Source organism: Klebsiella terrigena (genome assembly GCF_006539725.1).
Classification (GTDB): Bacteria; Pseudomonadota; Gammaproteobacteria; order Enterobacterales; family Enterobacteriaceae; genus Klebsiella; species Klebsiella terrigena.
Window position 1 is genome coordinate 221,766 of sequence record NZ_BJNO01000003.1, and the last position, 25,686, is coordinate 247,451.

At 59.6% G+C, this 25,686-nt stretch carries 20 protein-coding genes and 1 riboswitch; of the genes, 10 read left to right on the forward strand and 10 right to left on the reverse strand.

All coding sequences use genetic code 11. From position 1 onward, the window contains the following. Complete coding sequence (locus RTE01_RS05960; protein WP_141334794.1) at positions 1–1,806, reverse strand: adenine deaminase; 1,806 nt, start codon at positions 1,804–1,806, stop codon at positions 1–3. A gap of 124 nt (positions 1,807–1,930) precedes the next feature. Here RTE01_RS05960 and RTE01_RS05965 point away from each other — a divergent pair, with 124 nt between their 5' ends. Further along, the gene (locus tag RTE01_RS05965; RefSeq protein WP_041146441.1) at positions 1,931–2,854 is read left to right on the forward strand and encodes a LysR family transcriptional regulator; all 924 of its coding nucleotides are present in this window, start codon (positions 1,931–1,933) and stop codon (positions 2,852–2,854) included. Positions 2,855–3,124: 270 nt separating this feature from the next. On the opposite strand, the gene RTE01_RS05970 is transcribed toward RTE01_RS05965, so the two are convergent. Next, positions 3,125–5,101 (reverse strand): alkyl/aryl-sulfatase, encoded by a 1,977-nt coding sequence (locus tag RTE01_RS05970; RefSeq protein ID WP_041146440.1) that lies wholly within the window; start codon positions 5,099–5,101, stop codon positions 3,125–3,127. Positions 5,102–5,312: 211 nt separating this feature from the next. Here RTE01_RS05970 and RTE01_RS05975 point away from each other — a divergent pair, with 211 nt between their 5' ends. Further along, on the forward strand, positions 5,313–5,948 hold the full coding sequence (locus tag RTE01_RS05975) for a helix-turn-helix domain-containing protein (RefSeq protein WP_041146439.1): 636 nt from the start codon (positions 5,313–5,315) through the stop codon (positions 5,946–5,948). A gap of 40 nt (positions 5,949–5,988) precedes the next feature. Here RTE01_RS05975 and RTE01_RS05980 read toward each other — a convergent pair whose 3' ends face one another. After that, positions 5,989–7,965, reverse strand: coding sequence for an alkyl/aryl-sulfatase (locus RTE01_RS05980; protein ID WP_041146438.1), 1,977 nt, complete (start codon positions 7,963–7,965; stop codon positions 5,989–5,991). A 407-nt stretch (positions 7,966–8,372) separates the two neighbouring features. Continuing rightward, a complete protein-coding gene (locus RTE01_RS05985; RefSeq protein ID WP_134528580.1) occupies positions 8,373–8,813 on the reverse strand; it encodes a Shiga toxin A subunit in 441 nt (146 codons plus the stop codon). Positions 8,814–9,442: 629 nt separating this feature from the next. Between RTE01_RS05985 and RTE01_RS05990 the strand changes: the two genes are divergently transcribed. The 4 genes from RTE01_RS05990 to RTE01_RS06005 all read left to right on the forward strand — a co-directional run bounded on the left by RTE01_RS05990 (position 9,443) and on the right by RTE01_RS06005 (position 12,664). Then, positions 9,443–9,784: a putative T6SS immunity periplasmic lipoprotein gene (locus RTE01_RS05990; RefSeq protein WP_134527057.1), complete on the forward strand. Its 342-nt coding sequence runs from the start codon at positions 9,443–9,445 to the stop codon at positions 9,782–9,784. 387 nt (positions 9,785–10,171) lie between these two features. After that, positions 10,172–10,268, forward strand: a riboswitch (TPP riboswitch). Between the two features lie 34 nt (positions 10,269–10,302). After that, positions 10,303–11,079, forward strand: a complete 777-nt coding sequence (gene thiM / locus RTE01_RS05995; RefSeq protein ID WP_141334796.1) for a hydroxyethylthiazole kinase — start codon at positions 10,303–10,305, stop codon at positions 11,077–11,079. Continuing rightward, positions 11,076–11,876 (forward strand): bifunctional hydroxymethylpyrimidine kinase/phosphomethylpyrimidine kinase, encoded by an 801-nt coding sequence (gene thiD / locus RTE01_RS06000; protein WP_041146430.1) that lies wholly within the window; start codon positions 11,076–11,078, stop codon positions 11,874–11,876. Before thiM ends, thiD begins: the two co-directional genes overlap by 4 nt. 41 nt (positions 11,877–11,917) lie before the next feature. Continuing rightward, positions 11,918–12,664, forward strand: a complete 747-nt coding sequence (locus tag RTE01_RS06005; protein WP_115192246.1) for a GntR family transcriptional regulator — start codon at positions 11,918–11,920, stop codon at positions 12,662–12,664. Here RTE01_RS06005 and RTE01_RS06010 read toward each other — a convergent pair. The 3 genes from RTE01_RS06010 to RTE01_RS06020 are packed head-to-tail and all read right to left on the reverse strand — an operon-like array spanning position 12,638 to position 15,878. Further along, entirely contained in the window at positions 12,638–13,603 is a 966-nt protein-coding gene (locus RTE01_RS06010) for a PfkB family carbohydrate kinase (protein ID WP_134527052.1), read from the reverse strand. The two genes, RTE01_RS06005 and RTE01_RS06010, sit on opposite strands and share 27 nt — an antisense overlap. Then, positions 13,600–14,604, reverse strand: coding sequence for an ADP-ribosylglycohydrolase family protein (locus RTE01_RS06015; protein WP_123551708.1), 1,005 nt, complete (start codon positions 14,602–14,604; stop codon positions 13,600–13,602). Before RTE01_RS06015 ends, RTE01_RS06010 begins: the two co-directional genes overlap by 4 nt. Next, positions 14,601–15,878: a nucleoside permease gene (locus RTE01_RS06020; RefSeq protein WP_115192249.1), complete on the reverse strand. Its 1,278-nt coding sequence runs from the start codon at positions 15,876–15,878 to the stop codon at positions 14,601–14,603. The genes RTE01_RS06015 and RTE01_RS06020 overlap by 4 nt, the downstream gene beginning before the upstream one ends. Positions 15,879–16,128: 250 nt before the next feature. On the opposite strand from RTE01_RS06020, the gene fbaB reads away from it, so the two are divergent. Continuing rightward, positions 16,129–17,181 carry a class I fructose-bisphosphate aldolase gene (fbaB, locus tag RTE01_RS06025; protein WP_041146425.1) on the forward strand — a complete coding sequence of 351 codons (1,053 nt, stop codon included), beginning with the start codon at positions 16,129–16,131 and terminating at the stop codon, positions 17,179–17,181. Between the two features lie 739 nt (positions 17,182–17,920). Here the strand turns inward: fbaB and RTE01_RS06030 are convergent. Together RTE01_RS06030 and RTE01_RS06035 are read right to left on the reverse strand one after the other, a co-directional pair. Next, positions 17,921–19,528 carry an FGGY-family carbohydrate kinase gene (locus RTE01_RS06030; RefSeq protein ID WP_134527049.1) on the reverse strand — a complete coding sequence of 536 codons (1,608 nt, stop codon included), beginning with the start codon at positions 19,526–19,528 and terminating at the stop codon, positions 17,921–17,923. 32 nt (positions 19,529–19,560) lie between these two features. Then, positions 19,561–20,310, reverse strand: coding sequence for an SDR family oxidoreductase (locus RTE01_RS06035; protein ID WP_166793746.1), 750 nt, complete (start codon positions 20,308–20,310; stop codon positions 19,561–19,563). Between the two features lie 267 nt (positions 20,311–20,577). Here RTE01_RS06035 and RTE01_RS06040 point away from each other — a divergent pair, with 267 nt between their 5' ends. Further along, complete coding sequence (locus RTE01_RS06040) at positions 20,578–21,588, forward strand: LacI family DNA-binding transcriptional regulator (protein WP_041146422.1); 1,011 nt, start codon at positions 20,578–20,580, stop codon at positions 21,586–21,588. Positions 21,589–21,602: 14 nt separating this feature from the next. Here RTE01_RS06040 and RTE01_RS06045 read toward each other — a convergent pair whose 3' ends face one another. Beyond that, complete coding sequence (locus tag RTE01_RS06045) at positions 21,603–22,544, reverse strand: sugar-binding transcriptional regulator (protein ID WP_041146421.1); 942 nt, start codon at positions 22,542–22,544, stop codon at positions 21,603–21,605. A gap of 227 nt (positions 22,545–22,771) precedes the next feature. Between RTE01_RS06045 and dalD the strand changes: the two genes are divergently transcribed. Both dalD and xylB read left to right on the forward strand, forming a co-directional pair. Further along, positions 22,772–24,139 (forward strand): D-arabinitol 4-dehydrogenase, encoded by a 1,368-nt coding sequence (dalD, locus tag RTE01_RS06050; RefSeq protein ID WP_141334798.1) that lies wholly within the window; start codon positions 22,772–22,774, stop codon positions 24,137–24,139. Positions 24,140–24,148: 9 nt separating this feature from the next. Further along, positions 24,149–25,612 carry a xylulokinase gene (xylB, locus tag RTE01_RS06055; protein ID WP_141334800.1) on the forward strand — a complete coding sequence of 488 codons (1,464 nt, stop codon included), beginning with the start codon at positions 24,149–24,151 and terminating at the stop codon, positions 25,610–25,612. The last annotated feature ends 74 nt before the right edge of the window (positions 25,613–25,686 follow it).

The window sequence follows — 25,686 nt, forward strand, 5'->3', positions numbered from 1 at the left end:
TCAGGCTCCGTGATTATTGTTGTGGGTATGCTCCGGGGTTTCCCGGCAGGCTATCAGCGGGTCGACGATCCGGCGGGTGGTGCCGTCGGTCAAGCCCAAATCGGTCAAATGTGGCCCGGCGTTGCAGGCGAGGCAGGTCCCCTCGATGGCCTTAAACACCCGGTACGGCGGCTCCCAGTCGGCAATTTCGGCGCTCAGGTCGCGCAGCTCGCGGAACTGGCGCGCCAGCTCCGCTGCCGGCAGGTCGGAAAGCATTCCGGCAATCGGCATGGCGACGTGGGCCAGAATCTCCCCCCGCTGCGCCAGCGCCATGCCGCCGCCGGAGGCGATCAGCCGGTTGGCGGCCCGCGCCATCTCTTCGGCGTCTCGCCCGAGCACCACGAGGTTGTGCGAGTCGTGGGAGTAGCTGGTGGCAATCGCCCCGCGCAGCTCGCCCCAGCCCTCAAGCAGGGCAATCTGCGGCGTCGCCTGATGGCGACCGTGGCGGTGCTTGACCCAAATCAGGCTGAAGCCGTCGGGCAGCTGGACTTTGCCGTCGCGGATCTGCACCTCGACTTCTCCCCACTGCGTAAAGCGCGCGCCGCGAATATGCCGCAGGCGGGCAACGCCGTGGTGAATACCGCCCACCTTAAGGATAAAGTCGTCGGCGCTCAGCGGCGCAAGCTGCAGGGTATCGCGCGGCGGCGTGACGCCGGTGGCCGGTGGAATGGGCTGGCGCAGCTGTCCGTTCCGGGCAATTAGCTTCCCGGCAACGTAGACCTCGCGCGCCTGCAGCTTGTCCAGTTCGGGAAACACCACCAGGTCCGCGCGGCGACCGGCGGCAATCAGGCCTAAATCATGGCGCTGCATGCGGATCGCTGCGTTCAGCGTAGCGAAGCGCAGGGCATCGGTGGCCGGCAGGCCGTGTCCGATCAGCAGGTTGAGCAGGGCGATAATGCCGCCTTTTTCCAGCAGCATATCCGGCGGCACGTCGTCGGTGCAGACGGTGATCTGCGAGGAGAGGTGCGGCAGGGTTTTCAGCGCCTTGACGATATCCTCCAGCAGATAGGGGTGCGAGCCACGAATCTGCAGCGTCAGGCCGGCGCGCAGCTTTTCCAGCGCATCCTCCGCCGAGGTGAGTTCATGATCGGAGGTGACGCCGGCGGCCAGATAGGCCTGCAGGTCCGCGCCGTTCAGCCCGCGGGCGTGGCCTTCAATCAGCTTGCCGCTGTCCAGGCCCGCCTGGACTATCTCCTGCATCCGCTCGCTGGCGTGCAGCACGCCGTGCATGTCCATCACTTCCGCCACGCCGCGCACCTCCGGCCACGCCAGCATAGTGGTCATCTCCGCGCCGGCAAAATCGGCGCCGGACATCTCCAGCCCGGGCGTGGACGGGACGCTGGAAGGGGCGGCGACCATCACCTCCAGCGGCAGATTGCGGCTGGCGGCAACGGCGTAGCGCACGCCCTCCACGCCGAGCACGTTGGCCAGCTCGTGCGGATCCCAAAATACCGCCGTGGTGCCCTGGGCGAGGACGATTTCCGCGTAGCGCTCGGGGGGGAGATGGGAGCTTTCGAGATGGACGTGGGTATCCATCAGCCCTGGGGAGAGGTAGGCGCCCTGCAGGTCGCGGGATTCAGCGGCGTCGCTGCGGCTGCCGCGCGGATGGACGCTGGCAATCATCTCGCCGACGATGCCGACGTCGGCGGCGCGGAGTTCCCCGGTGACCGTATCAACGATCTGCCCTCCGGTGAGTAACAGGTCGAACGGCAATTCGCCCCGGGCGGCCTGGACGGCGCGGCGGCGGTTTTCAGCACTGCTGGACATAACAACTCCGGCACAAGGATAATGGCGCTACTCTAGGGGCACAGCAAACGTTTGCCCAGATGAATAAATTTATCGCCCGATAAGCTCGGGTTATTCTGCCTACTCACCCTCAGCGATGGATAACATGACCGAACCCTGGCAGCGGCTGCCCGCGCTTTCTCTTAAGCAGCTCCAGTATTTTGTTACCCTGGCGCAGCTGCGTCACTTTACCGATACCGCCAACCGGCTGGCCATCAGCCAACCGGCGCTGAGCAGCGCGCTGCGCCAGGTTGAAGCGGTGCTCGGCGGCAGGCTGGTGAACCGCACCGCCTCTTCGGTCACGCTGACCGAACTGGGCGCGGCGATCCTGCCCCACGCGCAGCGCGTGCTGAGCGTGGCCCAGCTGGCGTTTCAGGATATGCAGCAGATTGTTGAAGCCGGCGGCGACGGCACGGTGCGCATCGGCCTGATGCCGTCGGTCAGCTCGCTGCTTTTTCCCCTGCTGCCGCAGACCCTGGCCGAAACCTTTCCGCGCCTGCGGGTCGAGTTTCACGATCGGGCCAACGACGCGCTGGTGCGCGAGCTGCTGAGCGGGCAGATTGATTTCGCCGTGGGCGCCATCGACAGTTCGATCCCCGCAGAGCTGCAGGTCTATCCGCTGCGCGAGGACCCGTTTGTGGCGGTGCTGCACGGCGACGATCCGCTCGCCGGTCAGCCGCATCTGCCGTGGAAGCTGCTGGCTGGCCGCGATATCGCGGTGTTCTCGAAGGGCAATATCCAGCGGCTGGTGGGGGCGCTGGCGGAGAGCCATCGCCTGATGCTGAATACGCGCTATCAGGTGGACTATATCGAAACGCTGTATGGCCTGGTGCGCTCGCGCCTGGCGATAGCCATTCTTCCCGAGCTCTATACCACCCACTTATGCGATCCGCAGCTGAAGATAGCCCAGCTGCAGCAGCCAGCGCTGAGCCGCACCGTGGCGCTGATGCGCGGGCCGCAGACGCTACCGCCGCTGATTGAGTCGAGCTTCGCGTTGCTGCTGAGTTCGCTGCGGGAAGTGAATCCCTGATCGGCCGGACGGGGCCTGCGCGAGCGACTTACGGCAGGTGCTTAATCAGCACCTGCGCATGGTGGTAAACGGACATAGCCCACTTCGGTTGGTTATCTGCGAAATCACTATTCCCACAGCTAATCTTGTGCCCGGGGCGGTGGGGAAAGCAAATTGAGATGTGCGCGCAAGGGCAGGGGAAGCAGGGCGGGAAGCGCAGGGGGCGGTCGCGGGAAATGGCCAAAAAAATCCCCCGCGACCGGCGGCCTCGGGGGATGATAATCGGCTCAGTTACGGAGTAACGATATTGAACCAGAACTCAAACTTGTCCATGTAGCTCAGCATTTCGTCCAGCTTCGCAGCATTACCGGTAATTTTCACCTCACCCTGATCAACCGCCTGCTTCAGCGTCTCTTGCTTGAGGATAATCTTGTTCAGCGTATCGCGATCGAGGGTGATGTTGGCATCCGCGTTGTCGGCGACCGCGTTGGCGGTGTGGTTCAGGACGCCGTTTTCCAGCTCCAGCTTGTACTTGCCGCCGTCTTTACCCAGATCGACGTTGAGAATCGCCTTCGCCGCGCCGGCTTTTTCGCCGTTAATATGCACGCCCAGGTAGTCGAAGAACATTTCCGGGGTCATCGCGCGGACGGTATCCGGGCTGGCGGTGTTCGGCGTTGGCAGCTTCTGCACGCCGTTACGCAGCTCCTGCGCGCCGGTGAGGTAGAAGTTACGCCAGGTGCCGGCTTCCGCCTGGTAGCCCAGCTGCTCCAGCGCATCCGCTTCGAGGTTCCGCGCGTCCTGGTTTTGCGGGTCGGCGAACACCACTTTGCTGGTGACCTGCGCCACCCAGCGATAGTTACCCTGGCGGTAATCCTCTTTGGCTTTGCTCAGGATATTGCCGGCGCCGCCCATATATTCGACAAACTTCTTCGCAGCCTGCTCGGGCGGCAGCTCGTCGAGGGTAGCCGGGTTGCCGTCGAACCAGCCGAGATAGTACACGTAGGTGGCCTTGACGTTGTGGCTGACGGAACCGTAGTAGCCCCGGCTTGACCACTGCTTCTCCAGCGCTTCCGGCAGCTTGAAGTTAGCGGCAATTTCGTCGCGGGTCAGGCCTTCGTTAGCCATGCGCAGGGTCTGGTCGTTGATATAGCGATACATGTCGCGCTGGCCTTTCATCAGCTTAACAATGTTGTCGTTGCCCCAGGTCGGCCAGTGGTGCTGTGCGATAATCACGTCGGCGTCGCTGCCCCAGCGGTCGATGGCGGCGTTGATATATTTCGACCACGCCAGCGGATCGCGGATTTTTGCGCCGCGCAGGGAGTAGGTGTTGTGCAGCGTGTGGGTCACGTCTTCCGCCGCTTCGATCATTTTCTTCTCTTTGACGTACCACAGCATTTCCGACGGGGCCTCAGAGCCCGGCGCCATCATGAAATCGTAGGTCAGGCCATCAATCACCTCTTCCTGCCCGGTTTTAGTGATGTAGTTTGTCGGCTGGATCAGCGTAACGGTACCGGCGGAGGTGGTGGTACCCAGACCCGCGCCAACCTGACCTTTCGCGTCGGGCTTGAGCAGGTTGCCGTACATATAGCTGGCGCGGCGGCTCATCGCCGTACCGGCCATGATATTTTCCGAAACCGCTTCTTTCATAAAGCCGTCCGGCGCGTAGATTTTGACTTTGCCCGACTTCACGTCGGCTTCGTCAACCACGCCGCGAATGCCGCCGTAGTGGTCAACGTGGCTGTGGGTGAACAGCACCGCGACCACCGGCTTCTTGCCGCGATTGGCGTAGTAGAGGTCCAGCCCCTCTTTGGCCGGTTCGGCGCTCAGCAGCGGATCGATGATGGTAATGCCTTTATCACCTTCGATAATGGTCATGTTGGAGAGGTCGAGGTTGCGAATCTGGTAAACGCCGTCGGTGACCTTGAACAGACCGCCGATATTAATCAGCTGGGACTGGCGCCACAGGCTAGGGTTAACGCTATCCGGAGACTTTTGGCCTTCTTTAACGAAGTCGTATTTCGCCGGATCCCAAATAACGTTGCCCTGTTCGCCTTTAATCATGCTCGACGGCAGCGCGGCGATGAAGCCTTTATGCGCGTTTTCAAAATCGGTTTTATCGGCAAACGGCAGCTTGTTGTACAGCGCGCTATTGGCCTGACGGGTGGCAGGCGTCGCATCGTTCGGCTGAACCTGCGCAAAAGCGGAAGCGGACAGCGAAACCAGAACACCGGCCATCGCCAGGTGTTTAGCAATCTGATTTAATTTCATTAAATGACCTCTTAGATTATTTGAGCCGAAATCAATAATAAATATGATACGGCTAATGCAAATGCGGACTCATTACCGGCTATTGTAAGTGGAATAGATGGCGTTAATAGTCCCATATGGGACTGCCTGGAAAATAACAACGGTAGGCCTCGAATCCACGCCGGACTCGCTGCTATACTGAGCTTACGGCAGAATGGAGTGAGGGCATGCGGTGAATTTTCAGGAAATACACGGCTATTACAGCACGTTAGAGATTGATAGCTATCTGGATGAAATCATTCAGGAAGGCGAGGTCGTTTCGTTGCCTGCCAATAAAAAATTAGAAGTCAAGGCTGGCTATATTTATTTTTGTACTGGCGGTTCTTTATCAATATTAATGCCGGAGAACGGTCTTAATATCGGGAATAGCATTGAGCATATGCCGATTGGCCTAATGGAAAGATACTGCCCGCTGGCTAAGTTTGAATATATGGGAAGCGCGCCGGTCAGGCTTATTAAAATATCCTATGAGGCGTTTGACCGTATCTTTATCCAAAATAATCCGCAGCGCGTGCAGGAGCTGGCGACGATTCTGGTGTATATGACTATTTTCACCATCGACCTGCATAACGAGCGTCGGCAGCTGACCAGCTACCAGACCATCCGGCCGATGCTGTTTCGCTATCTCTACCGGCAGAATACGCATGAGGGTGAAAATGAAGGCCTGGCGCTGTTTATCATCAAGCGAACCAATCTTTCGCGGACCCACGTTTTCCGGGTGCTTGCCGACCTCAAGGCCGGGGGCTACATCACGATGGCAAGAGGAAAGCTGGTGTCTATCGACCGGGCGCTGCCCGAGGAGTATTAGCGCAGAGAAACCCCGCGACCGGAGGCCGCGGGGGTGAGGTTTATGGCGTCACAATGTTGAACCAGAACTCGAACTTGTCCATGTAGCCCAGCATTTCATCCAGCTTCGCCCCGTTACCGGTGACCTTCACTTCACCCTTATCTTCAGCCTGTTTCAGCGTTTCTTCTTTCAGGATGATTTTGTTCAGGGTCGCACGGTCCAGCACGATAGTGGCATCCGCATCTTTCGCTTCGGCCTTAGCGGTGTGGTTCAGCACGCCGTTTTCCAGCTCCAGCTTATACTTGCCGCCGTCGTTGCCGAGGTCGATGTTGAAGACCGCTTTGGCTTTACCGGCTTTCTCACCGTTGATGTGTACCGCCAGATAGTCAAAGAACATTTCCGGGGTCATCGCGCGGACGGTATCCGGGCTGGCGGTGTTCGGCGTCGGGCCTTTCACCACGCCGTTGCGCAGCTCCTGCGCGCCGGTGAGGTAGAAGTTGCGCCACGGACCGGATTCAGCCTGGTAACCCAGCTGCTCCAGGGCATCCGCTTCCAGATTACGCGCCTCCTGGTTTTTCGGGTCGGCGAAGACGATTTTGCTCACCACCTGGGCTACCCAGCGGTAGTTACCCTGGTCATAGTCCTCTTTGGCCTTCTTCATGATGGCGTCGGCGCCGCCCATGTAATCAACAAACTTTTTAGCCGCTTCTTCCGGCGGCAGTTCGTCGAGGGTGGCCGGGTTGCCGTCAAACCAGCCGAGGTACAGCACGTAGGTGGCCTTCACGTCGTGGCTGACGGAACCGTAGTAGCCGCGGTTGGCCCAGGTGTGCGCCAGACTGTCCGGCAGCTTGAATTTGGCGGCAATTTCGTCGCGGGTCAGCCCTTCGTTAGCCATGCGCAGGGTCTGGTCGTTGATGTAACGATAGAGGTCACGCTGGCTCTTCAGCAGGTTGACGACGTTTTCGTTGCCCCAGGTCGGCCAGTGGTGCTGAGCCATGATGATCTCAGCTTTGTCGCCCCAGCGAACGATCGCTTCGTTGATATATTTCGACCACGGCAGCGGCTCGCGGATTTTGGCCCCGCGCAGGGAGTAGGTGTTGTGCAGGGTATGGGTGACGTCTTCCGCCGCTTCGATGAGCTTCTTCTCTTCGATATACCACAGCATTTCAGACGGTGCTTCAGAGCCCGGCGCCAGCATAAAATCATAGGTCAGGCCGTCGATAACCTCTTTCTGGCCGTCTTTTTCAATGATGTTGGTCGGAGCAATCAGGGTCACGGTACCGGCGGAGGTGGTGGTCCCCAGCCCAGCGCCTACCTGGCCGGTAGCTTCCGGCTTCAGCAGGTTGCCGTACATATAGCTGGCGCGACGGCTCATGACGTTACCGGCCATGATGTTTTCCGCCACGGCGGCTTCCATAAAGCCGGCCGGCGCATAGACTTTCACTTTGCCCGACTTCACGTCGGCTTCATCAATGACGCCGCGCACGCCGCCGTAGTGGTCAACGTGGCTGTGGGTGTAGATAACGGCCACCACCGGCTTCTTGCCACGGTTTTTGTAGTACAGGTCCATGCCCACTTTCGCGGTTTCAGCGGATACCAGCGGGTCAACGACGGTAATGCCTTCTTTACCTTCGATGATGGTCATGTTGGAGAGATCGAGGTTGCGGATCTGATAGACGCCTTCGGTCACTTCAAACAGGCCGCTGATGTTAATCAGCTGAGACTGACGCCACAGGCTCGGGTTGACGGTATCCGGCGCCTTTTCCCCTTCTTTGATGAAGGCGTACTGCTGAGGATTCCAGACGACGTTGCCCTGTTCGCCTTTGATGACATCGCCAGGCAGAGCGGCAATAAAGCCTTTATGCGCGTTGCTAAAATCGGTGTTGTCGGAGAAGGGCAGCTGGTTGTAAAGGGCATCGTTTGCCTGTTTGGTGGCGGCGGTCGCTTCTTTGGGGGAGGTATCAGCCCAGGCGGAAAGGGCAAAGGTCGATAGCACCCCGGCTAACGCCATTCCCTTTACTATTGGTGTCAATTTCATTGGAATCCTCATGATTTTTCGGTGATTCACTCGGTAATATCGATGTGACAACGGGTCACACTTTGTAACGCTTGCTAAAACTATAACCACTTGTTTACATTGATCAAGTTTATGGTTACAAAAATATTTATTTAGTTAATAAATTACTACTTTAGTACTAGATTTGTTGCCGGGCGTTTCTATGGCATGGGGTATCTTTCAGGCAGCAGAACGAAGGCCGTCTGGCCCAACAATGTGCTAAGGAGCCGCGGCTGCAGGAAAACAGCATGAGCCTGCTGCTCCAAAGGACGCGCTTTTTGTCTGGGGGATTAGCTGAGGTTCACATAGTGACCAGGCAAGATATAGTGACAACGCTAAAATTAATTAAGAAATAAAGGGTCTTATAGATCCCTAAGCCCCGTTAACTATTAAAACTCTCTGGCGAGGGTAAGGTAGCCATTAAATCTGATGGAACACTCATCTTTATTCATAAGGCTGGAGGCAATGAATATATCTTTCATGCCCCGGGCGTTGGTGTAGGTATATTTTGCGGTAATGGACTGAGCGTTGTTCTCATAGTAGCTGGAGAAATAATCCCTCACGGGAATTGTCGCCAGGCCTTTATCAATACTTTCTTTATGGTCCCTTTTAGCCAGCGATTCTGCATAGAGTTCTGATACGGTTGCCGTATTGATTACCTCTACCGTCGTTTTATCTCTTTGAATCGCGGCTGGATCGATTTTTAAATCCTTGGAGATAGCGTCAAACAGGGATAATTCCATTGACGCACCCACGGAAGCGCAGCCGAGACCGTCAGCATAAGAAGCGGGGTGAACCGCAGCCAGGGTGAAAATGAGTGCTTTTTTCATCATTTTTAATCTTCCACTACCAGAGTTTTATCGCTACTGGCCGCAACGATCTGACTCCAGGACTATTCCCCGCGTTAGCGGAAAGACGATTAAAGGCCGGTTGGTCACAATCTTTATCATTCAATGGGTCAGCTGTATTCAGATAAACGCTATGCGAGTTTACTTTATAAAACCCAGTCATTCGTCGCTCCCTTATGACCATTATAGCCACTCCATTATTCGTCATATTTTGTGTTGTTTTGAGTGTCAATCGTACACGTGTGCGGCCGTTATCAGGAATGGAGATTTCAGGGAAAGCTCTGAAAGTCCGGACTCTCGCTCCGGGGCAGCGCTTAAAATCGAAGGGCTTAAGTTAACTTGTATGGCCTATTAAGCGGATCTAAATCCACGGCCATCAGAAGCGCATCAGGACAATATCTTTTGTCATCCGGAGTTGCATTGACCAGCTGATAATCAGAACTTTCCCGGAAAAAATATTTCCTCTATTTGATTGCATAGTAGTACGATAAATGACCAATGTCATTGCAGAGTAGAGGGATTTTGAATGCCTGTAAATGAGACTATGAGCCTAAAGAGTCTGATTACTCATTGCTCCTAAGATACGCAAGTGTGATGAAGGGATTTCCGGCATGAAGAGATTAACTATTCTACCTTTAGTTTTCCTTCTTTCCGGTTGCCCTGGCGGTAATCCTGCACCACACCCCAGAACGACATTTATCAATGGCGAACATCTTTGTTTCAGTGAAGATAATAAAGATGTATTGAACTATTACACTATTGATACAAGTGAAAACGGTAAAATAGGAACAGTGGTTAGCTCTGGTTATAATAAATTAAATTCTTCTTATCCGGATAATTGTATCAATGTGAAATGGAAGAATAATCACACCTATGCGATCAACTATGGGTTAAATAATAAAAAATATGTTCATGAATTTTTTATTGACGGCAATGGAAAGTTAACCAAATAAGGAGGGCTGAATGTCAGTACCAGCTTACGATGACGCATGGATGAAACCGAAGAAAGAAGGATAGAAGACGCAATAAAATAACCCTTAACGGTAATTCGCTACGTAGTTCTGCATTGCCGTCCAGTAGCGGCAATGCGCCAGCGTACACGTTGCATCCTATATTCAATCTGAGATTTGATACATTCTTACCGCACACCATCGGCAGCGATTCAAGTGCTCAATCTTCACCGGGTGGATAAGATAAAGGCGCTTCGGCTCCTTTTTCCAGTTTGGTGGGGGCAAAAAAGGGTCAGATACCTTTCTAAGGCGAAGAAGCGATAACCACAAGGGCGCGCTTGCATCAGCCAGCCACTTCCCCTAATCTGGCAAAAAGTACAGAGATTCAATCTACATGACTCGGGGTGCCCTTCTTTGTGAAGGCTGAGAAAAACCCGTACCACCTGATCTGGATAATGCCAGCGTAGGGAAGTCAGAGACCACAAGGTCGTTGCTTCTTCATCGCCTGGCTGGAGCAAACGATGCAAGCTGAGCCACTGAACCCCGCGCATATCGCGCATCTGCAACATCTTTTTCGCCGCCACTCCCCTCTTATTCACTGCATGACCAACGACGTGGTGCAGACGTTCACCGCCAACGTTCTGCTGGCGATTGGCGCTTCCCCCGCGATGGTGATTGACCCGCAGGAGGCCAGCCAGTTTGCTGCCATCGCCGATGCGCTGCTGATTAACGTCGGCACCTTAACCGTCGATCGCGGCGCCGCCATGCGCGCGGCTGTCTCCAGCGCGCAGCGGGCGGGCAAGCCGTGGGTGCTGGACCCGGTTGCGGTCGGGGCGCTCACGCTGCGCAGCGAATTCTGTCGTGACCTGCTAACCCAGCAGCCGGCCGCCGTTCGCGGCAACGCCTCGGAAATTATGGCCCTGGCGGGGATGAGCGGCGGCGGGCGCGGGGTCGATACTACCGATACCGCGGCGGCGGCGCTGCCGGCCGCCCGGGCGCTGGCGCGTCAGCTGAATACGGTGGTGGCGGTGACCGGCGAGGTGGATTACGTCACCGACGGCCAGCGCACGCGCGCCGTCAGCGGCGGGGATCCCCTGATGACCCGCGTTGTTGGCACCGGCTGCGCCCTGTCTGCGGTGGTTGCTGCCAGTACGGCGCTGCCCGGCGACCGGCTGGAAAACGTCGCGGCGGCCTGTGGCCTGATGAAGCTGGCAGGCGGGCGGGCTGCTCGTCAGGGCGGCCCGGGCAGCTTTACCCCGGCGTTCCTTGATGCGCTCTATGGGGAGGAGCAGCAATGAAGCGAATCAATGCCTTAACGATTGCCGGCACCGATCCCAGCGGCGGTGCGGGCATTCAGGCCGATCTTAAAACCTTCTCCGCCCTCGGGGCCTACGGCTGCTCGGTGATCACCGCGCTGGTGGCGCAGAATACCCGCGGCGTGCAGTCGGTGTACCGCATCGAGCCTGACTTTGTTGCCGCCCAGCTGGACTCGGTGTTCAGCGACGTCCGTATCGATACCACCAAGATTGGCATGCTGGCGGAGACGGATATCGTTGAGGCCGTGGCGGAGCGGCTGGCGCGCTATCGGATCGCCAACGTGGTGCTGGATACGGTGATGCTGGCGAAAAGCGGCGATCCGCTGCTGTCAGCATCGGCGGTGGCGACGCTGCGCACCCGGCTGCTGCCGCAGGTTTCGCTGATAACGCCTAACCTGCCGGAGGCCGCGGCGCTGCTGGATGCGCCGCACGCACGCAATGAAAAAGAGATGCTCGAGCAGGGCCGGGCGCTGCTGGCGCTGGGCTGCGGCGCGGTGCTGATGAAGGGTGGTCATCTCGATGATGCCGAAAGCCCGGACTGGCTCTTTAGCGCCGAAGGCGAGCAGCGCTTCACCGCCCCGCGGATCCTCACCAAAAATACCCACGGCACCGGCTGTACGCTCTCTGCCGCGCTGGCCGCGCTGCGCCCGCGCTACGACAATTGGGGACAAACCGTCGCCGAGGCCAAAGGCTGGCTCTCCGCGGCGCTGGCGCAGGCGGATTCGCTGGAGGTGGGGCAGGGGATTGGCCCGGTGCATCATTTCCACGCCTGGTGGTAAGCCTGATATACTGACGCCAGATTTCAGTCAGGAAAAGACAAATGGAACAGGCGCATACCCGGTTGATTCACCAGCTCGTTGAACGCATGGCCGCGGAGGATAACGCGCCGCTGTACATCAGGTTTGCCGACACCATCAAAGACGCCGTGCGCAGCGGCTGGCTGGAAAACGGCAATATCCTGCCCGGCGAGCGCGATTTGAGCCAGCTCACCGGCGTGTCGCGCATCACCGTGCGCAAGGCGCTGCGGATGCTGGAAGATGAAGGCGTGGTCACCCGCGCCCAGGGCTACGGCACTCGGGTTAACAATATTTTCGAGTATTCGCTGAAGGAGGCGCGCGGCTTTACCCAGCAGGTTGTGCTGCGCGGCAAAAAGCCCGACACCCTGTGGGTCAACAAGCGGATCGTCAAATGCCCGGAGGAGGTCGCGCAGCAGCTGGCGATTGCCGCCGGCAGCGACGTGTTTATGCTCAAGCGCATTCGCTACGTGGATGACGCGGCGGTATCGCTCGAGGAGTCGTGGGTGCCCGCGCACCTTATCCACGACGTCGAGGCTATCAGCGTCTCGCTGTACGACTACTTCCGCAGCCAGCAGATCCTCCCCCAGCGCACCCGCTCCCGGGTCAGCGCCCGCATGCCGGATGCCGAGTTTCAGTCGCATATTCAGATGGATAGCGCGATCCCGGTGCTGGTGATCAAACAGGTTGCCCTCGATCAGCACCAGCACCCTATCGAATACAGTATTAGCTACTGCCGCAGCGATCTATACGTCTTTGTGTGCGAGGAGTAGGGTTTCGCGATCCGGGGCGCAGTCGCCGCCACGGTGGCTGACCACCCATGCCGCCACCGCATTCCCCAGCGTCACCGCCTCCTGCAGGCTCCAGCCGGCGGCAAGTCCGGCCAGGGTGCCGCCCGCGTGGCTGTCCCCGGCGCCGATGGTATCGACCACCGTCGCCGGGAAGGCCGCGACCTCACCGCAGGCCTGCGGGCTGAAATACCACGCGCCTTCTTTATCCAGGCGGACGATTAGCGGAGCGCCGTACTTCTTCAGCCATGCGGCGCCGAACTCGCTTACCTCGGCGGAGAAGCCGTTGGCCTCGGCGGCAATCAGCGCCTCCTGACGATTAACGGAAACCAGCGGCTTCAGCGCCATCAGGCGCGCCATTAATGCCGCGGGGATATCGGCAATGCGCGGACCAAAGTCGATAAACGGCGTGACGTGACGCTGCTTCTCCAGCCACGCCACCAGCCGCTCGCCGCTGGGGGAGGCCAGCTGGTAGCCGGAAAGATAGACCAGGGCGCTGGGCCCGGCGCTGAGCGGCGTGAGCCAGTCGTCGCACCACTGGTTTTCGACGCCGCTGAAGGACATAAACGTGCGCTCCCCGTCCGGCTCCACCAGCGCCAGGCACCAGCCGTTATCGCCGCTGGCGCGGGTGATAACGCTGGTTATCCCCTCCTGCGCCAGGCGATTGCGGATGATGTCTGCCCACACGCCTTCGCCGATGGGCAGCGCGTTTTGCGCCGCGATGCCCAGCCTTTTTAGCGCCACCGCAATATTCAGGGCGCAGCCGCCAACGTTGACGCTCTGCTGCTGCAGCTCGATATCGCAGCCGCGCCACGGCAGGGCGTAGGCGTCGGCAATGACGTCGATCACCGCGGCCCCGATAACCGTCACCGGTCGGGCGGCGTTGAGGGTGGCGAGCTTATCGCTCAGCTGACGGCTATTCATTGCGCCTCCCGCTGCTGGCGGTAACGGCTGAGCGCGTCGGCGTAGCGCGTGAAGTCGAGCCTGTTGACCTCGTCCAGACGCGCTTTGAGCCGGCTATCGATGGCCGATATGCCGTTTAGCGCCCCGCAGATGGCGGTAGCCATCGCGCCGATGGTGTCGGTATCGCCGCCAAGGTTGGCGCAAAGCACGGCGCAGCGGTTAGGGTCGGTTCCGGCAAGCTCAACCATCGCCACGGCGCAGGGTACGGATTCGATAGTGCTGGTTCCGGCCCCCACCAGCTGATAAAGCTGCTCGCAGGCGGACTCGACTCCACCCGCGCCGCGAACGGTGCGCAGCGCCAGCTCAATGCGCAGGGCCAGCGAGGCGCTAAAGGTGGTGGTGCGCAGCTGCTGGGCGTGCCCGGCGATGGCCGGTAGCGCGTCGGCGATGGCGGACCAGCTTGCGCCGTCAACGGCGCGTGAGATGGCCCAGGCGATGACCGTCGCGCCGGCGATGGCTAAATCAGATTTATGCGTCGGGCTGGAGGCGGCGGCGACCTCGTGAATAAAGGCGTCGAGGTCGCCGGTCGGCAGCAGGCATCCCAGCGGCGAGGCGCGCATGGCCGCGCCGTTGGTCACCCCGTTATTCTCCAGCTCGCTCACCGGCGTGCCGCGGCGAATGGCCTTGAGGGCGATTTTCGACGTCGGCCCGAGGACGTTTTTATTAAAGGCGTCAAACTCCTCCGCCCAGCGCAGGATGTGGCGACCGATGGTATCGGGAACAATCCGCCCGTCGCACTCGATGATGGCATCGGCGAGGCACAGGGCCATCGAGGTGTCGTCGGTGAACTCGGCCTCGGCAAAGTAACAGGCGGCATTGTTTTCCGCCGGACCTGGCAGGAAGCGGTCGATCCAGCCGAAATGGGCCTTCACCCGCGATCTTGGCCATAGCTCCGACGGCATGCCCATCGCATCCCCTAACGCCTGCCCGTAAAGGGCTCCGAGAATACGTTCTGCTTTCATTTGACTTCCTCTTGTGTAAGCGCAGCATCCTGCGTATCGATGTCAATGGTGGTGATCTCCTTATCCGACTCGCGGAAGAACACCATGAACAGGACGGCGATAACGGCAATCATTATGGCGCCGAACGTCCACATCCCAGCCCAGTTAAAGGTATGGCCGTTAACCGGCGTCGGGTAGGCAAACATTTTCTCCATCATCACGCCGCCGAGGCGGTAGCCCAGCAGGCTGCCGAATCCCTGACAGCAGAGGGTGATTAGCCCCTGGGCGGCGTTGCGCATCGCCACCGGCGCCTTTTTATCGACGTAGATATAGGCGGTGACGTAATAGAAGTCGTAGCTGACGCCGTGCAGCAGAATACCGAGGAACATCAGCGTATAGGTGAAATAGTTATCTGCCGCGCCGTAGACGAAAAAGCCGTAGCGGATAGCGGCGGTAATAAGACCAAGCAATAGAACCTTTTTAATACCAAAGCGCTTGGTGAAGAACGGCAGCGCCAGCATAAAGAAGATTTCAGAGAACTGGCCGAGAGTCATCCAGCCGGTGGCATTTTTCATTCCCGATTCACTGAGATAGCCGTTGGCAAAGATGTAGTAGAAGGCCAGCGGCATGGCGAAGAGGAACGAGCAGAAGAAAAAGACGAGGAAGTTCCTGTCGCGCAGCATGATCAGCGCGTCCAGCCCCAGCATCACCTTCAGGCTCAGCTTGCCGGTGCTCTTCGGCGGCGTATCCGGCAGGCACAGCGCAAAAATCCCCAGCACCAGCGAGCTTCCCGCGGCGATCAGCAGCGGTACGTTAGTGGGCGAGATATCACTCAGGCCGAGCATTCCCGGCAAGAAGCCGCACACCAGGCCGGAGCCGATCCAGCCGATGGTCCCCATGACCCGAATGCGCGGGAAATCGCGCTCGACGTCGGCAACGTTGGAAAAGGCGATGCTGTTGGTTAGGGCGATGGTCGGCATGTAGGTGAGCGAGTAGGCCAGCAGCAGCGGGAAGAAGCCGCTGAAAGTGGTCTGCTGCGCGGCGAAGTACATCAGTATCGCCCCGGCGAACATCAGAATCGCCAGCACTTTTTGCGCGGAGAAGAAGCGGTCCGTCAGCGAGCCGACCAGCACCGGGGAGAGAATAGCGGCGATGGCGGTACAGGCATAGGACCAGCCAATTTCGCCGGCGCTGAAGCCGCTTTTGCTCAGCCACAGCCACAGGGGAACAAACCACGCTCCCCAGATAAACCACTCAACGAACATCATGAACGACAGCTTTGCTGTAGTTTTCATTTGGAGATCCTTCATGACAGGTAAGGTACGCATTGAGAGTACCACTTGATAATACCTTTGAAATACCATTGGGGCGATTGTTTGAGCAAGCTAACACTTTTTCGTATCTGAATCGTGCCAGCAGAAGTTGCTGAAAAAATGCGATCCCGGCTGGAAAATCTGCTAAGTCGGTACCAGGCTTAACCTGCCCAAAAAAGTTGGGTCAGGATAATTGACGCCGGCTGCGGCCGGCCTTACGGGAGTTATTGCTATGACTGATATTACGCAGTTGCTTGGCAAAGATGCCGACAGCCTGTTACAGCACCGTTGTATGACTATTCCAGCCGATCAGCTCTATTTACCGGGAGCGGATTACGTCGACCGGGTGATGGTTGATAACAATCGTCCGCCGGCGGTGCTGCGTAATATGCAGACCCTGTACAATACGGGGCGCCTGGCCGGCACCGGCTACCTGTCGATCCTGCCGGTTGACCAGGGCGTGGAGCACTCGGCGGGCGCCTCTTTTGCCGCCAACCCGCTGTACTTCGATCCGAAAAATATCGTTGAGCTGGCGATTGAAGCCGGCTGTAACTGCGTGGCGTCAACCTACGGCGTGCTGGCCTCGGTATCGCGCCGCTACGCGCACCGCATTCCGTTCCTCGTTAAGCTGAATCACAACGAGACCCTGAGCTACCCGAACACCTTCGACCAGACGCTGTACGCCAGCGTTGAGCAGGCCTTTAATATGGGCGCGGTGGCGGTGGGCGCGACCATCTATTTCGGTTCCGAAGAGTCGCGGCGCCAGATAGAAGAGATCTCCGCGGCGTTCGAGCGCGCGCACGAGCTGGGGCTGGTCACCGTGCTGTGGGCCTATCTGCGCAATCCGGGATTTAAGAAAGATGGCGTCGATTATCACGTTTCCGCCGATCTGACCGGGCAGGCTAACCACCTCGCGGCGACCATTGGCGCGGATATCGTGAAGCAGAAAATGGCGGAAAATAACGGCGGCTATAAGGCGGTTAACTTCGGCTATACCGACGACCGCGTCTACAGCAAGCTGACCACCGACAACCCGATCGACCTGGTTCGCTACCAGCTGGCGAACTGCTATATGGGGCGGGCGGGGCTGATCAACTCCGGCGGCGCGGCAGGGGGCGAAACGGACCTGACCGATGCCGTCCGCACGGCGGTCATCAACAAGCGCGCCGGCGGCATGGGGCTGATCCTCGGACGTAAAGCCTTCAAAAAATCGATGGCCGACGGCGTGAAGCTGATCAACGCCGTGCAGGACGTCTATCTCGACGGCAAGGTAACCATAGCCTAGGCATGTCTTTTGTGTCTTTTGTGTCTTTTATGTCTTTGAATGTCGTTTATCGAATGCTCTGAAGCCAGCTGAAACCGCGGGTGTTGTCGGCCTCAAAATCGCTGAGACGCTGCCGACAGGCCGGGGCAGCCCGCATGGATGCGGGCTGAGGCCGTGATTTCGGCCCGATTCGACGCCTTTTGGTCCCTGAACGTCGTTTATCGAATGCTCTGAAGCTGGCTGAAACTGCTGGTGTTGTCGGCCTCAAAATCGCTGAGACGCTGGCGGCAGGCCGGGGCAGCCCGCATGGATGCGGGCTGAGGGCCGTGATTTACAGGGACGTTACCTCGGCCCGACCCGACAGCCTGACGGCATCGGTCGAAGGGACCGCGCAGCGGCGATTTTGGCTGGCCGGAGCCCGGGGGTACAGGGGGCGGCGGCGATGGGCCGCCCCCTGTGCGCTCCCTGCGCTTTGGGAAACATGGGGCAGGGAAACCGCCGGGGAGCGCAACATCCTGCGGAGCAAGAAAATATCCTCCACCGTGGCGACCACCAAACCTTATGTGACGGCAACGGGCTGCAACATCCTGCGCAGCAGGAAAGTATCCTCCGCCGTGGCTACCACGAAACACCAAACCTCATGTGACGGCAATGGGCTGCAACATCCTGCGCAGCAGGAAAATATCCTCAGCCGCGGCGACCGCCAAACCTCAGGGAGCCAGACCGACTCCTCCTTAAACCCACCGAACGCCACCCGCCGCTACTCCCTTATCAGCCTTGCCGTCTTCTGCAAAGCCAAATAAGCCTCATAGCGACGCTGGTGAACCCCCTGATACTGCGTCGCGCTGCCATAGGTCCTGTCCACCCGCGTAAACCGCTTCATCGCCTCCGGCAGCGACGCGCAAACCCCGCCGGCAACGGCGCCAAGAATCGCCGAACCCAACAGCACCGGCTCGCTGCACTCGGTGCTCATCACCGGGATCCCGCAGGTATCGGCCAGCAGCTGGCGAACCAGCGGATGCTGCCCCGCGCCGCCGCTAATCACGATATTCTCGCTGCGCACGCCGCAGGCCTCCTGGGCATCAAGGATCTGCCGCAGGCCGTAGCCGATACCGCACAGCCCGGCCACGTACAGCGCCAGCAGATTATCGATATCCCCTTCCATTCCCAGCCCGGCAACGATTGCCCTGGCGCCAGGATCCGCCAGCGGGGCGCGGTTGCCTAAGAATTCGGGCACCACGTGCAGGCCGGCGGCGAGGTGTACCGCCTCGGAGGGGCTCTCCAGGCAGGCCAGCACCCGGTCCGCGAGATAGACCGGCAGCGGCAGCCCGGCCTCCTGCGCCAGCTGGCGGGCCTCGTGCGCCGCCGGATGGAAGCTCAGCAGCCGGTCGATAGCGGCGCCGGCCGCGCTCTGGCCGCCTTCATTAAGCCAGAAGCCCGGCACCATCGCCGAGTAGTACGGACCCCAGACGCCGGGTACGAAGATGGCCTCCTGCGAGGTGGTCATGGTGCAGGAGGAGGTGCCGAACACGTAGGCCATATTGCTGAGCGCGCCGTCGAGCACCCCAACGGTGCCAATGCCGCCAGCGTGGGCGTCAATCATGCCAACCGCCACCGGCGTTCCGACGGGCAGGCCCATCTGCTGAGCGGCGATGGCGGTAAGGCCGCTGCCGCAGGGCGTTCCCGGATCGACAATGCGCTGGCCGATGCGCGCAAAGTCTTCATCCGCCAGCTCGGCGAGCCCAATCTGGCGGAAGTAGTCGGCATCCCAGCGCTGCTCGTGGGCCAGATAGGTCCATTTACAGGTAACGGTACAGACCGAGCGGGCCTCGTCGCCGGTGGCGCGCCAGGTCAGGTAGTCTGCGAGGTCAAAAAAGTGTCGCGCCTGCCGATAAGTCTGCGGGCGGTTCTCCTTCAGCCACAGTATCTTCGGCGTCTCCATCTCCGGCGAGATAATGCCGCCGACGTACTGCAGCACCGGATGGCGGGTGGCGTTAATCTTTTCCGCCTGCCCGGTCGCGCGGTGATCCATCCAGACGATAATGTCGCGGTTAGGGTCTTCTGAAGGACCTACCGCCAGCGGCGCGTCGTTTTCACCGACCACCACCAGCGAACAGGTGGCGTCGAAGCCAATGCCCGCCACCGAGCCCGGCGCGGTGCCGGCGCGCGCGATCGCGGTTTTAATACAATCGCACACCGCCTGCCAAATCTCGCTGCTGGATTGTTCAACCATGCTGCCCGCGCTGCGAAAGAGGGTAATCTCCCGCGTCGCGTGGGCGAGCAGTTCACCATTGAGGTTGAAAATGCCCGCCCGCACGCTGCCCGAGCCGACATCGACGCCAATAATGGTTGGTGTATCGCAGTTCATAGAGCCATCCTTTAGCCAGCCTGATTGAAGAGTTAGAGATCCACGCTGTTAGGCAGGATAACGAGGTCGCGCACGGTGACGTTCTTCGAGCGGGTCACCATAAACAGCACGGATTCAGCTACCTCAATCGGCTGCATCAGGCTGCCGTTGGCCAGCGCCTCCTCCATTTTTTCTTTCGGCCAGTCATCGAGCAGAGCGGTCACCACCGGGCCAGGCAGGACCGCGCCGACGCGTACGCCGTACTGCGACACCTGACGGCGGGTAGTGTGCACGAAGGCCTGAACCGCGAATTTCGAGGCGGTGTAGATAGGCTCCCAGATAACCGGCACCATCCCGGCGATGGAGCTGGTGAAGATGATATCGCCGGACTTCTGTGCGATCAGGTGCGGCAGTACGCTGCGCACGCTGCGAAAGGCGGCGTTGGTGTTGAGATGCAGCACGCGATCCCACACGTCCGGATCGCCTTCGGCCACCGGCCCGCCGATATAGGCGCCGGCGTTGGCGTGGAAGATATCCAGCCCGCCCGCCAGCTTAAGAATGCCGGGCAGAATATTATCGACCTGTTCGCCCTGCATCAGATCCACCTGCAGGGCAAAGGCGTTTTCGCCCAGTTCGGCCACAATCTTATTGAGCTTTTCGCCTTCGCGGTCGATCAGCACCACCTTCGCGCCCGCCGAGAGCAGGGTTTTGGCGCATTCAAGGCCGATACCGGAAGCCGCGCCGGTCACCGCAGCGACTTTACCATTGAGAGAAGTATTCATAGAGGATACAGAGTGGTTCATTTTATAATCCTTCACCGAGTCTATTTTGGTAAATCGATCTGGCCCGCAATAAGCCGGGACCAGCGTTGGAGTCAGGCACTAAATCTTGCTAAGATTTTGAATATCAGCATCATTTATTTATATACGCTGGATACTGAGCGGCGTGCGACCTGGCGCGCCGGGGAGCATAGTGGTAGCTCAATCGATGAAGCTAATGTGCGCCAGCTTCATCGATTGAGCAAGTGGGTAAATTAACAGCGAAATGAATTTGTGACGCAAGTTGGGAAAATGAAAAAAATCACTATCTACGATCTGGCGGAATTATCCGGCGTCTCGGCAAGCGCGGTCAGCGCGATCCTCAACGGCAACTGGAAAAAGCGCCGTATCAGCGCGAAGCTGGCGGAGAAGGTTACCCGGATTGCCGAAGAGCAGGGCTATGCGATCAACCGCCAGGCCAGCATGCTGCGCAGTAAAAAATCCCACGTGATCGGCATGATCGTCCCTAAATATGATAACCGCTACTTCGGATCGGTGGCCGAAAGCTTTGAAGAGATGGCGCGCGAGCGCGGCCTGCTGCCGATTATTACCTGTACCCGTCGGCGCCCGGAGCTGGAGATTGAAGCCGTGAAGGCGATGCTCTCATGGCAGGTGGACTGGGTGGTGGCGACCGGGGCGACCAACCCGGACAAAATTACCGAGCTGTGCCAGCAGGCGGGCGTGCCAACCGTCAACCTTGACCTGCCGGGCACCATTGCGCCGTCGGTGATTTCCGATAACTACGCCGGGGCGCGGGCGCTGACCGATAAAATCCTCGACAACAGCCTGCGCCGGCACGGCAGCCTCGCACCGCTGACCTTCGTCGGCGGACGCAGCAGCGACCACAACACCCTTGAGCGCCTGCGCGGCTTTCACGACGCGCATCGGGCGCGCGGCCTGAGCGTACCGGCGGAAAATATTCTCGCCCCCGGCTACTCGAAAGGCAAAGTTGAGGCCAGCATGCAGGCCCGCTTCGGCGCGCCGGATGAGCATCTGCAGGGCTTCTTCGTCAACTCCACCATCTCGCTTGAAGGGGTCGTCCGCTGGCTGGCCCAGCGGGGCCTGACCGGCACCGGGCAGCCGCCGATGGGCTGCTTCGACTGGGATCCCTTCGTCTATCTGCTGGGGCACGATATCGACATGGTTCAGCAGAACGTGCCGGCAATGCTGGAGGCGGTGTTCGGCATTATCGATTCCGGCGATGCCGCTAAGCAGCTGGTCGAAATTCCGCCGCTGCTGATCGGCAGCCGGGAGCTTATCTGAGCGCCGCGCGGGCGCTAGCGCGTTAGCAGCCAGCGGGCGGTGTGTTCATCGGTCACCAGGCCGTTGATCCAGCCGCCTTTCAGCGCGGCCAGAATCGCCGGACGCTTGTATTCGCCGCAGGCCACCGCAATGCGCGGGCAGCGGTTGTGGCGGATATCGTAGCTGGTGATCATCTGGTTGATATTGCTCTCCACCACGCCGCCTTCGGCATCAATAAAGCGGCCGAGGATCTCGCCGATCCCGCCCTGCGCCGTCAGCTCGTCCAGCTGCGCCTGATTAATAAATCCGTCCTTGAAGATCGGGCTCTGCGTGCCCAGCGGGCCAATGCCGACGAAAATCACGTCCGCCTGCTGCGCGACGCCCGACACGCTCTGAAACAGCCGGCTGGTGCACCACATCCGGTGCTCGTCCGCCGTTTGCGCGTAGCGCGGCGCCGGCCACTGGTAATATTTGGCCTGAATTTTCCGCGCCAGCAGCAGGGGAACGTCGTCGTAGTAGTTGCACTGTCCGTCGGCATCCATCGCGCTTATCAGCGCCACGCAGCGGGTGTTGAAGCTGTCGAAATCGATGCGCTGCATGGTTTTCTTCAGCGTCAGCCCGGAGCCAATGCCGATAATTTTGGCCTTATCGTCCTGCAGATAGCGGGCCATCAGCTGGTAGCAGCCGAACGACACGCTGTCGAGGGTGCTCTCCTCGCTGTAGGCCGGGACGATATTGCAGTCGATAAGCTGATATTTCTCCTGCAGCAGCTGGGCGTAGTCGAGGCAGTTTGCTACCGGATGATGTAGCCCAATCGAGACGATGCCTTCCTCTTTCGCCGCGGCAATCAGCCGCTGGACTACCGGCCTTGAGGTGCCGAGCTGGCTGGCTATCTCGCTCTGATTCTGGCCGGCAATGTAGTACATCCACGCGGCGCGGACCTTCTGGTCCAGCCTGATGTCATCTTCTTTACTCACGGTTCCCTGCCTTAAGTTTGCGGCCACGGTGAGACGTTCGTCTTTCTGCAGGCCCGCTGATGTTGACTGTTAGCAGCATTTTGGCCGCGGCTCAGAAAACAGGCAAGCTTTTGCTCTGATTTGGTCATTTGTAATTTGTTTGGGTAATTGTTCTTTTGTGATCTACGGCTCTTAATTGGGTCAAATGATCATCTACAGTGAGCCACATCACTCAAGGAGATCAGAATATGAATCAGCAATACACATGGCTTCACATCGGTTTGGGTTCTTTTCACCGTGCGCATCAGGCGTGGTACCTGCATCGCCTGATCGCCAGCGGCGATAAACGCTGGCATATCGCGGCAGGCAACATTCGCGATGATGCCGAGCAGGTGGTACAGGCGCTGGCCGCGCAGGGCGGGCGCTACGTGCTGGAGACCGTCAGCCCGGAAGGCGAGCGCGAATATGAAGAAATCACCTCTATCCAGAAGCTGCTGGCGTGGCAGAAGGGGCTGCAGCCGCTGATTGACGAAGGGGCCAACCCGCAGACTAAGGTGATTGCCTTCACCGTGACCGAAGGGGGCTACTACCTCAATACCGGCCATCGCCTGGAGACCAGTAACCCCGATCTGCTTGCCGACCTGCAGGGCGACTGCAAGACCATTTACGGCACCATCGCGCGTATTCTGGAAAAGCGCATGACAGATAACGCCGGGCCGCTGACCCTGCTGAACTGCGATAACGTCCGCCACAACGGCGAGCGCTTTCACGACGGGCTGGTGGAGTTCCTGCAGCTAACCGGCAGGCAGGCGCTGGTCGAGTGGCTGGCGGCGAATGCGAACTGCCCGAACACCATGGTTGACCGCATCACGCCGCGACCGGCGGCGGATCTGCCGGCGCGCATCAAAGCGCAAACCGGCATTGACGATAGGGCGCCGGTGATGGGCGAAAGCTTCATTCAGTGGGTGGTGGAGGATAATTTCCGCGCCGAACGGCCGAACCTGGAAGCCGTTGGCGTCGAGATGGTGGACTCGGTTATCCCTTACGAAGAGGCGAAAATCCGCGTTCTCAACGCCTCGCACAGCTGCATCGCCTGGGCGGGCACCCTGATCGGCCAGCGCTATATCCACGAAAGCACGCTCACCGGGTTCATCTACGCCATTGCCGATCGCTACGTCACCGAAGACGTGATCCCGTGCCTCGGCGATAACGGTATCGACCTCGCGACCTATCGCGATGTGGTGCTCAAGCGCTTTACCAACCCCTACATCCAGGACACCAACCAGCGGGTGGCGGCGGACGGCTTCTCTAAAATCCCGGCGATGATCGCCCCGACCCTGCAGGAGTGCTACCAGCGCGGCGCGCGTCCGGAGGCGACGGCGATGCTCCCGGCGCTGTTCTTCGTCTTTATGGAGCAGTGGCATAAGGGAACGCTGCCGTATCAATACCAGGACGGGATCCTCGACGCGCAGGCGGTGCACGAGATGTTTGAGGCCAGCGACCCGATCGCCGTCTACGCCAAAGACCGGGCGCTGTTCGGCGCGCTGGCGGAGAACGAGGACTTCCTGGCGCTGCTGCGCGAGAAGATTGCCGCAGTTTATACGCTGATTAAGTAAGAGGTGGCTATGTACTTAGGGATCGATCTTGGCACGTCGGAAGTGAAAGCGCTGGTCATTGACGAGAACAACGACGTCGTCGCCAGCCATAGCGCACCGCTGAGCATTCAGCGGCCCCATCCTCACTGGTCAGAACAGGCGCCGCAGGCGTGGTGGGAAGCCACGGAATATCTGATGACCACCCTGCGGGAAAAGTGCGGCCCTCACTGGTCGGCCATCAAGGCGATTGGCCTTTCGGGGCAGATGCACGGCGCGGTGCTGCTGGACGAGCGCGGGGAGGTGATCCGCCCGGCAATTCTGTGGAACGACACCCGCTGCGCCGACGAGTGCCGCGAGCTTGAGGAGGCTGCCCCCGAGCTGCACCAGGTGGCGGGAAACCTGGCGATGCCGGGGTTTACCGCGCCAAAACTGCTGTGGGTGCGCCGCCACGAGCCGGCCAACTTCCAGCGCACGGCGACGGTGATGCTGCCGAAGGATTATCTCCGCTACCGGATGACCGGCCGCAAAATCTCCGACATGTCGGACGCCGCCGGGACGCTGTGGCTGGACGTGGCGAAGCGCGACTGGTCCGATGCGCTGCTGGACAAGTGTGGCCTGTCGCGCAGCCATATGCCGACGCTGGTCGAAGGCTGCGAGGTCTCAGCAACCCTCGATCCGCAGGTGGCGGAGCGCTGGGGGCTGAACGCGTCGGTGGTGGTGGCCGGCGGCGGGGGCGATAACGCGGTCAGCGCCATTGGCGTTGGGGCGGTCTCGCCGGGCGATGCCTTTATCTCGCTCGGGACCTCCGGCGTGCTGTTCGTGGTCACCGACACCTATCGTCCGGCGCCGCAGTCGGCGGTTCACGCCTTCTGCCACGTGCTGCCGAACCTGTGGCATCAGATGAGCGTGATGCTCAGCGCCGCCAGCTGCCTGCAGTGGTTCTGCCGTCTCACCAGCACTACCGAGGTTGCTCTGCTGGAGGAGATTGCCCAGCTCAGCGAGGAGGAGAAAGCCAGTGCGCCGTTCTTCCTGCCGTACCTTTCCGGCGAACGCACCCCGCATAACGACCCCGACGCTCGCGGGATGTTTTGGGGGATGACGCACTCCAGCCTGCGCGCGCAGCTGGGCTACGCGGTGCTGGAGGGCGTGAGCTTTGGCATCAACGACGGCCTGCAGGTGCTGAAGGAGAGCGGCACGCGAATTGAGCAGTGCTCGCTGGTCGGCGGCGGCGCCCGAAGCCCGTTCTGGGCCCAGCTGCTGGCGGATATTCTCGCGATGCCGGTGGTCACTCACAAAGGGGGCGAAACCGGCGGCGCGCTGGGGGCCGCGCGGCTGGCCTGCCTGGCGGCAGGGAAACCGCTGGCCGCGGTGTGCGAAAAGCCGGAAGTCTGGCAGACCTGGCGCACAACGCCGGCCCGCCATCAGGCACTGATGCAGCGCTATGCGCAGTTTAAAGCCTTATATCTCAACGACCTGAATTACCGTCAGCGCTAAATATCAATAACATACCCTAACGAGTTCGGGCCGCGGGAAGGCAAGGCGCCTGCGGCCTGAACGATGAGGGGTAG